This is a genomic window from Kitasatospora sp. NPDC091257 (genome assembly GCF_044757675.1).
Taxonomy (GTDB): Bacteria; Actinomycetota; Actinomycetes; order Streptomycetales; family Streptomycetaceae; genus Kitasatospora; species Kitasatospora lactacystinica.
In genome coordinates this window covers 1-9,831 of the sequence record NZ_JBIVVI010000201.1, presented here as the reverse complement: position 1 = coordinate 9,831, position 9,831 = coordinate 1, and the positions used below count along the sequence as shown (strand labels likewise).

General features: G+C 73.3%; 1 protein-coding gene. It reads right to left on the bottom strand.

From position 1 onward, the window contains the following. A complete protein-coding gene (locus ACIQOV_RS12480) occupies positions 1 to 9,669 on the bottom strand; it encodes a hypothetical protein (RefSeq protein ID WP_401047906.1) in 9,669 nt (3,222 codons plus the stop codon). Positions 9,670 to 9,831: the final 162 nt, after the last annotated feature.

Sequence of the window (9,831 nt, the reverse complement as noted above, 5' to 3'; positions counted from 1 at the left end):
CTAGGAGATCCGCCGGATCCGCCGCACCGCGGGGACCACCGGCCGGGTCTCCAGGGACAGCGGTACGGCGGGACGCCGCTCCATCACCACGGAGAGCCGGATCACGGCCCGGTGCGCCTCGGCCGCGAGCTTGGTCTTGACGGCCGTTCCGGTCACCACGACGTCCCGGCGGTGGTCCAGCGCGTCCTGCCGCCGGGTGTGGGCGACGCCGCCGCCGACCACGGCGGACACGCCGGTGCCCACGGTCCCCAGCACGGTGAGCCCGAGCGAGTCGGCTTGCCCGCTGCCCGAGTTGGTGCCGGCCTCGGAGCTGGTGAAGGCGGTCTGGGTGCTGGAGCCGATGTTGAACTCGACCTGGGGCGCGTCGCCCGACTTGGTCACCCGGTCCACCGAGGCGGTGATCCGCACCGTGCTGCGGCCGTGCGTCAGGACGATCTCGTGGCCCGACGTCATGGGCTTCAGCAGCGGGTGCAGCTTGTCGAAGTCGAGGGCGTCGAGGAGCTTGGCCTTCATCCCCTCCCAGTCCCGGCCGAGCGCCGCCCGGCCCTTCGGCTGCAGCTCGGCGACCACCGTGGTGACCGCCTCGGGACCGGTGTGCACCGTTCCGTCCGCGCCCTCCAGGTGGACCCGGGTGACGATGTCGGAGGAGCCGAGCCGCTTGTCCGGGAGCTGCAGGGCCGGCGGGTTGTGGCCCGCCGGGGGCAGCACCACGTCGCGGTGCGGCGCGGCCACCAGGACCGGCGCCGCCGCGGTCGTCCCCGCGAGCGACCGCTGGAACCGCTCCGGCATGAACCGGACGGTGAACACGGCGTCCCCGTCGAACAGTTCGGCCGTCTCCACGCTCTTGCCGCGGCTTCCGGTCCCGCCGGTGCGCTCGATGGTCAGGCCCCGAACGCTGTCCCTGGTGCGGGCGTAGTCGCCGGTGACGGTCACGTGCGGGACGGTGCCCTTGAGCGCGGCCCCGGCCCGCCAGCGGTTCAGCCGGTCCCAGCTGTAGCCGACCACGGTGCGCTGCTGGCTCCCGAGCTCGAACTCGAAGCCGTCCACCGTCCGCCGGTGCCGCAGGGCCAGCGGGGCGACGGTGACCTCCACCTTCCCCTTCCAGCTCCCGGTGTCCACCGCCACGCTGAGCCTGCCGCCCCGGCTGAGCCGGGACAGCGAGGCGGTCAGGCCGGCCCCGTCCAGCTGGGACGCCAGGCGGACGGACGCCTGGGCCGACACCGGGCCGACCGTGCCGAGGAGCCGCTGGACCTCGTCCAGCACGGACGGGCCGCGCCGGCCGACGCCGAGCACCACGTCGGAGTGGCCGAGCCTGTCCGGGACCCGCAGGTTCGCGGGCGCCTGCCCCGTGTGCTCCGGCCCGGGCAGCGGCACGTCGGGCCGCGGCGCCGCCCCGTCGAACGGGTTGCCGATGACCCGGCTGTTCCGTGCCTGGGGCCGGGTGTGCGCCTGCTCCATGCTCAGCGAGGCCTCCAGCACGACGTGTTCGCCGTGCGGCTTGCCGTTCAGCGTCAGCTGGAGCTCGAACCGGGCGTCGTACAGCACCTGCGCGCTGCGGTACTTGCCGCTCGCGTAGCTCTTGGCCGAGGTCCCGCCCCGCCAGCCGTCCCGGTCACGCACCTCGCGGGTGACCGTGGCGGTGCCCTGGAGGGTGTCCGTGAACGGCTTGCCGCTCTCGTCCAGCACGTTCTCGCGGGTGTGCACCGGCCCCTTGCCGAAGCCCTGGGCCGAGACGTTCCAGGTGTCGGAGTCGAGGAGCCGCTTCGACTCGAAGGTCGTGCTCTCCCGGACCGGGTTGAGGTCCGCCGACGCCTGCTCCCGCCGGTACGTCAACGCGGCGACGTGCGCCGTGACACCGAGGCCGAGCTTGCTCAGCGGGCCGAGCGCGACCGCGGGGCTGCGCAGCGGAACGTCCTGCGTCATGCCGACCAGGTGGGCGCCGACGGCCGACTGCGAGAACGCCCGCAGGACGTCCTCCCTGACCTCGCTCCAGGCCTTCGCCCCCAGCTGGGCGCGCCCGAGCTCGTCCAGCCGGGCGTGCAGCGGTGCGACGCTGCGCACGTCGCGCACGACCGTGGTCTCGGGCAGCCCGGTGTAGGCGGCCGAGCCGTGCCAGATCCCGGACGGCGGGTGCGGGACCAGGGCGCCGGGCGGCAGCGGCGCGTGGTCCGGGTGCGGGGCGGGCTCCACCTGGCCCGGGGTGACCGGGCTGGTCTCCGACCGGTCGACGACCACCCGGAAGCCGAGCCCGGCGTCGACCGAGCGGGCCTGGACGCGCTGCACCCTGCCGAAGGCCCCGAACTCGACCTCGATCCGCGCCTCGCCCTCGAACACCACCCCGGCCGTCTTCACCTTGGTGCCCAGCGACAGTTCGTCGCCGCCGCCGTTCAGCACGACCTTCTCCCGGCCGGTCCTGACGCCGGCGCCGAGGCCTGCGCCGCCGCTCTTGGCCGATCCGGTCGCGCTGCCCACCAGCGGGAACTGCCACCCCGACTCGGTGGTGTCCTGCTCCGTGTGCGAGCGGGACGTCCCGGTGGCGATGTTGAACTCGGTGGGCGGCAGCTCCGCCGTCGGTTCGATCGTGTGGATCCGGGCGTTCTTCAGGGTGATGACGGCCTTGGGGCCGAGGAGGCCGTCCACCTCGATCGTCCTGGTCTCGCCCGACATCAGCGCCTTGAGGTCCTGGTGCAGCGTGCCCAGGTCGACCTGCTCCAGGAGCCTGGCCCTCAGCGCGGGCCAGGTGCTGCCGAAGTGCTCCCTCGCCTGCGCCTCGAAGCCCGCGACGAACTCGGCCATGCCCTTGGCGGCGGTCCTGGGCGCGTTCAGCTCGACGAGCGGGATGCCCTCGGCCTCCTCGGTCGCCCCCGGCCCGCGCCGCAGCGCCCACACGTCCGTCACGATGTGCGAGCCGGACAGCCTGCCCCCGCCCGGCCCGGCCCCGGGCGGGGGCAGCAGCGGAAGGACGGCCGGCTGCGGAGCGCCGGTCTCCCGGAGCGGAACCGCGACCTGGGCCTGCACGTCGACCGGGGGGACCGGCTCCGAGGGCACCTCCCTGAACACGCCGACCGTGCGCCGGCCGAGGTCGAGGAACTCCGCCTTCAGGCGGAAGACGGTGTCGAACAGGGCGGCGGTCTCCGACGTCTTGCCACGGGCCACCATCCGGCTCGCCTGGGCGTCGGCCGTCCCGTGCTGCCAGCCGTGCTGGTAGCCGACGGTCTCGGTCAGGTCGGCCGGCTTGCCGAACTTGAACTTCGCCTGGGCGCCGACGTTCAGCTGGAGCAGGCGGTCGCCGGTCACACCGACCGAGGTCTGCCGCTCCGAGCCGTACTCGAACTCGAAGTCGTCGGCCGCCCTGACGAAGGTGCTGCGGCCCAGGTCGGCCCCGACCCGGACGGTGCCGGTCCAGGTGCCCACCGAGAAGGGCACGTCCCAGACCTCGCCCCGGGACAGTGCCGTGAGCTTGGCCTGGAGGGTCTCCGCGCCGAACAGGGTCTCGGCGAGCGTCCTGGCCGCCGCGTCCTCTCCGTGCAGCACCTGGGCGAACCGGCTCGTGAAGTGCTCCAGGAGCTGGGTGCGGGTGCTGCCGAGCCCGATCAGCACGTCCGAGGCTGCCAGGCCGTGCTCGTCGATCCGGGGCGGACGGGCGGGCAGGACCGGGCCGAGGACGGTGTGCTGCGTCCCGTTCGCCTCGGTGACGACGTCGCCCGGCTGCAGGACGGGGCCGTCGTCCTCGTGCTGTCCTTCGGTCCGCGTCGTGGAGTCGATGAACTCCCGGAAGCCGTCGAGCACTTCATCCTCGCTCGGCCGAACGACCGACCGGCTCTCCCCCTCCACCAAGTCCATGAACGCCCGGAGCCTGCCGAACACCTCCTCCTCGCCCGGCCGCACGACCGACCGGCTCTCCCCCTCCACCGAGTCCATGAACGCCCGGAGCCTGCCGAGCACTTCATCCTCGCTCGGCCGCACGACCGACCGGCTCTCCCGCTCGGTCGACTCCATGAACTCCCGGAAGCCGGTGAACAACTGCTCCTCGGCCTCGGCCCGGCTCACCTGGTTCGCCGGCTCCGGGTGGTCCGCCCGCGGGTCGGCCCCGAAGAGGTGCTCCAGCAGCGGCACCAGCTCGGGCACGTTCTCCCGCACCCACTCGGCGCCGTTGTTGCGCGCCAGCCCCGTCAACGGGTCGCTGCCGTGGTTGTGGCCGAAGTACGCCGTCACCAGCTGCGCGAAGAACTCGTGCTCGTTGCGCGCCGAGTAGTTCCCGACCCGGTTGCCGCCCCCGTCCGTGAGCCCGCCGTCCGGCCACGCCGAGACGGACTCCTCGCCGAACAGCTCCGCCAGCGCGTCGGAGACGCTCCGGTCCGCGAACGCCTGCCCCACGAGCTCCCGCTGCGCCTCGGTCAGGCCGAACTCGTGGATCGCGTGAGCCAGTTCGTGCGCCGACGTGGAGTACCCCTCCGCGTACGTCCGGTGCGGTCCCACCGGCGTCCGGGTGCCCAGCAGGTTCTCCTCCGTGATCAGCACCAGCCCGTGACCGCTCGACCCCCGGACCAGCGACCAGTCACGCCCGTCCCCCGTGCCGTGCCCGGACGCCGCGAAGCCCGGGACCTCCGTCATCGGGACGTCGCGCGGCACCACCACGACGCGCACCCCCGAGGCCAGCAGCCGATCCGCGACCTCCTTGTTCGCCAGCATCCGCACGACCAGGTCCTCGGCCGTCCGCCGCGCCGCCACCGGCTGGTGCGCCCTCGGATCGACCTCGACCAGCAGCCTGGCGGCCGCCTGCACGAAGTCCTCCGGCCCCAACTCCTCGCGCAGGCCCGTCAGGTACGCCTCGTCCGCCACGAGTTCCCGCCGGTCCTCCGACGACAGGTGGTCCAGCGCCTGCACCCACTCGTGCAGCGGCCCGGGCACCGGCATCTCCCCGCCACCCAGCCCCACCGGCGGCCGGCCCACCACGGCCTGTCCGTCCTGCCCGGTCGAAGCGGGCGCCGGGAACGTCGGCGACGGCGGCTGCTGCGGCCCCGTGCCCGTCGGCGACGGCGGCTGCGACACCGGGGCCGGCGGCGGCGGAGTGGGGGCCGGTGCGGTGAGCCGCAGCTCCGACGGGAGTTCCGTGGCGACCTGGTCGACGGGAACCCCCGAGTAACCGGCCGGCACCTCGAGGACCGCGGGCACCATCTGCACGCTGCTGCCGCTCTGCCCCGCATCGGGCTTGACCATCATCCACGTACCGCCCGTGGCGACCACCGGGAAGCCGTGGGAGTCGTAGCCGGTCGAGGACGAGGCGACGAAGGTCCGACCGCCCCCGGACGGCACGGGATCGCCGATGTGGCGACCGGGGAACGGCACGAACCAGAGGTCCTCCTTGGGTGCCCGGAGGGTGACCTGCACGCCCCTCATGGAGAGGTACACGTGGAGTGTGGCCAGGTACACGCCGCCCTGTGTCGCACCGAGGCGGGGGACGGCGAGCTCGATGTCCCCCGTCCCGCTCCAGTACCCGTGCTTCTTGAGGTCCGCGATCAGACGGGCCATCTCCCAGGAGGTGACCTGGTGCCCGTCGACCGTCGGGAGCCCGTCCGCGTCGACACGGCCCACGATCTCGAACGACATGGACGAGCTCTCGACGTACCCGAACTCCGGCAGCACCGTGCCGTCCAGCACCCAGCCGTGGAACCCTCCCGAGGTGTCCGTGAGTGGCCGGCCCTGCTGGACCCAGGCGTCGCCCGGCAGTCGGTGCACGACCGGACCGGACACCGGCGGCAAGGTCGGCGGCAGCTGGGCGGCCTGTCCCGTCTGCTGCCCCGCGGCGGCGTTCCCGTCCCCCGTCGGCGATCCGGGCGCGGTGCTCCCGTCGTCCCCCACCAGGTCGTCCAGCTCGATGATCTTTCCCTCGGACTCCTGCCCCGGCTCGTGCACCGGTTGGTCGTCGGCCGGGTCCGGATCGGGGTGCGTCTCCCAGGAGGTGACCTCGGTGCTGAGCCCGACGGTGTGCGGTGCCGGGCCCACGAGCGGCATTCCCTCGCCGTTGCTCACCCTGAACTCGGTCTTCTCGTCCGCGAAGTACGGCCCGAGCTTCTCCGGCCGGCTCCCGTGCTCCAGCCAGACCCAGTTCCCGGGGCCGACGTGCACCTGCTCTCCGACGAGGGACAGGCCGACCTTCTCGGCGACGAGGAGGTGCGTGGTGCCGAGCGGCGAGGCGGCGATCCAGACCTTCCCCGCCGCCGCGAGCGCGTGGATCCTCCGGTCCATCCGCCACAGGTGGTTCAGCATCTGGTCGGCGTACGACCGGTGGGCGTCCGACGCCAGGTCGGTGGCCAGCAGGCGCAGCGGCCTGCGGACGTCCCAGCTGCCGTCCTCCACCAGCTTGAACAGGGCGTGCGCGGCCTCGGCCGGGGTGAGGGCGGTGCCGTGCAGTGCGGGGCGCCCGCCGACGGTGTCCAGCACCACGGTGAGGAAGTCGTCCCGGAACTGCAGCGTCGTCAGGAGCGGCACCAGGGCGTCGTGGTCCGCGGGCCGGTCCCCCAGCAGGTACAGGCCCGGTTCACCCGGGACCACCGGCTCGGTGTCGGCCCGCCCGACGGCCTCCCAGGCCGTCCGCAGGTCGGCCAGGGCCGAGGTGTGGTCGGTGTACTCCACGTCCTGTGCGACCGCCAGCAGCCGGCGCAGGTCGTGATCGCCCGTTCCGGTCCCGCCGGTCACCTGTCCGGTGAACCGCTGCAGGTCGTCCTGGGTGATCCGGTGGTCCGGAGACAGACCGAGTTCGGTGCGGGCCAGGGTGGCGACCAGGGACACGCCCGTGAGCTCGGCGAGGCCGTGCCCGACGGCCTCGTGCAGGGTGGCGGTGATCCGCGCGGCGTCCCACAGGTGCTCGGTCGCCCGGCGGACCAGGACCTCGTCCGGGGCGGCCGCCTGGGCCCGGCGCGCGTCCGGCAGCCCGACGTGGGCGCCCGCGGCCTTGGCCAGCTGCCAGAGGTCCCGGTGGAACCGCACCTCGGTCGCGTTGGCCAAGCGGGCCAGTTGGGACCTGAGCTTCTCGTGGAGCTGCCGGGGCCACTGCGGCGAACCGTCCTGCCACTCGAACGGCCGCGCGGATCCGTTCTCCACGTAGTCGATCCGCTCGTACGGCCCGGTGCTCGTGCTGCCGGTGCCGCTGCCCGTGACCGTGAGGACGGTATCGGGCTTCACCAGGATCTCCCGCTCCCCGTCCCGGTAGCGGGAGAAGGGCGTGATGTCGACACCGTTCTCGCCCGCCAGGCGGATCCGGGCCAGGACCCGGTGGGCCAGCCGGTACTGGGCGAGCTTCTCGTCGGGCGCCAGGAATTCCTGGGCCGTCTCCTCCAGCCGGCTGGTGCTGAGCAGCCCCGCGCTGCTCTGCTTGTTGCCGGGCTTGGCCGCCGTGAACAGGCTCTCCGGGCCGTCCAGGCGGCCCAGCCCCCACTCTCCCCGGTAGACGACCCCGGTCACGGCCGGCAGCCGGTCCAACGCCTCGATGATCATCTCGGCGTGGATCCGCAGCTCCTTCTCGATCTCGGGCAGCAGTTCCCGAGCCATCCGGGAGAGTTCCGCGGTGTGCTCGGGCGTCCGGTACTTCGGTCCGGGACTGGCGATGAGCCCGCCGAGCTCCGGGTGGTCCAGGAGCATCGACGGCACCGCCTCGACCTTCCCGGTCAGCAGCGTGTCGATCTGCTTGGTCAGCGCGGTGTGCAGCAACGGTCCGTCGAACTTCAACAGCACGTTGATCAGCGGGTAGGCCTTGCCGGTGTAGATGTTGAGCGCCTCGACGTGGGCCACGCTCAGCCGCGCGCCGAGCTCCTCCCGCGTCAGCCCGTTGTCCATCAGCCACTCCCGCTCGAACGGGTACGGCACCTGCCCCGGCTCGACCATCCGCTGCCACACCCGGCGAACGGATTCCAGGCCCTCCTCCTCGAAGCCGCCGTTGCGGCGGGAGCGGCTCGCCAGGGCGTGGTACACCGACTCGTGCGGGAGCATCCCGAGCTCCCGGCGCAGGGTGCTCTCGGGCAGGCCCGGAACGTGCCGGTACATCGCGGCGGCCTCGGTCAACAGGTGCGACGGTACCGGCGGGAGCTCCCCGGCGAGTTCGGCGCCCTTGAGGATCTCGTAGAGCGAGTGGTCGCCCAGCGGCAGCATCCAGCCGACCAGCGCGAGCAGCATGTCCTCCGCCGGAACGTCCGGGACCTTGAGCGCGCGGAACGCGCCGAGCATCTTCGCCGCGGTCGCCGAGACGCCGGTGCTGAGTTGCATTCCCTTGGTGTTCCGGGTCTCGCCGTACCACGTGGAGGCCGTGTTGACGTCGTGCTTGAAGTTGCCGGGCTCCCACTGGAGGGTCCGGGAGGCCTCGGCGCCCTGGAACGTCGTCTCCCGGGGGCTCAGCGGCATCCGGATCTCGATGAGCTTCCGGTCCAGCTCGGGTGGATTCGTCTCGGTCCGCGGCGTGCGGGCGTCGGAGCTGGCCCGGTACTCCCGCTGGAGTGCCATCGGGGCCCGGTGCGCGACCGCACCGGTGGCGAAGTAGTCCTTGTCGAAGTAGCTGGCTCCGCCGGTCAGCGCGTGCGAGACCTTCCGGGTGGTGCTGTTGAGGTAGTCCAGCTGCTGCGGCACCCGGGTGGTGTCCAGTCCCAGCTCGCGCAGCCGGGCGGCCGGACTCCCGTGCTCGGTCAGGCCGTTCAGCACCTGCTTGAGACCGTACGAGCCGGGCGCCTGCGTGCCGTCGTGGGCGTAGGCGGCGTTGAAGAAGGCCGTCATCAGCTCGCGGAGGTTGCCGTTCGCCAGCAGCTCGTGGAACTCGTCCCGGGTGAGGTGCTCACCGACCTGCCCGGCCGAGGTCGGGTCCTTGCTCAGGAACACCCGGTAGACCTGCTCGCCGGTCGGGTCGCCGTGCGCCGCCTTCAGTACCTCGTACAGCCGGTACGCACTTCCCCGGGCTGCTTGCAGCGCCCGTTCGTCCCGGTAGGCGAGCAGGCCGACGGACCTCTCGAAGTTCTGCGCGACGGTCTCGTACTCCGGCGCGTTGTACAGGTGCTTGCGGCCTGCGCCGAACTCGTGCGCCTGCGGGTCCGGCGTGACGATCCGGTGCTCGGGCGTGGCGGTCAGCGGTGCGGACCCGCCGTCCTGGTGGGACGGCAGCTCGGTGGCCACGACCTGGACGTGCTCGGCCGGGGCGTGCTCCGCCGGGGCGTGCTCGGCCGGGGCGGTGAGCCGGACCCAGTGGCCGCCCGGCTCGACGCGCGGGAGTCCGGCACTGTCGAAGCCGACGTCGCGGGTGACGACCAGCCGGCGCGAACCGTCGCCCGCGACGCGGTCGGGCACCAGCCACAGGGTGCCGCCCGGGGCGTCCACCTCGACCTTCAGCGCCGGTCGCTGCTCGCGCAGCGCGGCGACGAAACGGCCCGCGTACGAGTCCGCGCCGCCGCGGCCGGCGTCGCAGCCGGCCAGGCGCAGCGGCCGGCCGTCCCACACGCCCCGGTCGTACAGGTCGAGCGCGGTCCTGGCCAACTCGCGGGGCGGGACGGGCTTTCCGTCGACATGCGGCGCGCCGTCCGGTCCCTTGCCGTGGAAGACCAGGGTGAAGTGGGACGGGTCGGAGGGGAAGTGGGCGAGCGCCTCGTCGGTGGCGCGCGGGTCGGAGCCGCGGTCGGCCAGCCAGTGCACGCCGGGGCGGATCTCGGTCGTGACCGGCGGGCGCTCGTGGAGGGCGCCCGGGGCGCCCAGCGCCGAGGCGACGACCGCCGTCAGGTCGTCCCCACCGGGCAGGTCGGCGGTGTCCCGGGCCCGGACGGCACCTCCGCCGTCGGCCCCTCGGTCGGCGGCCCC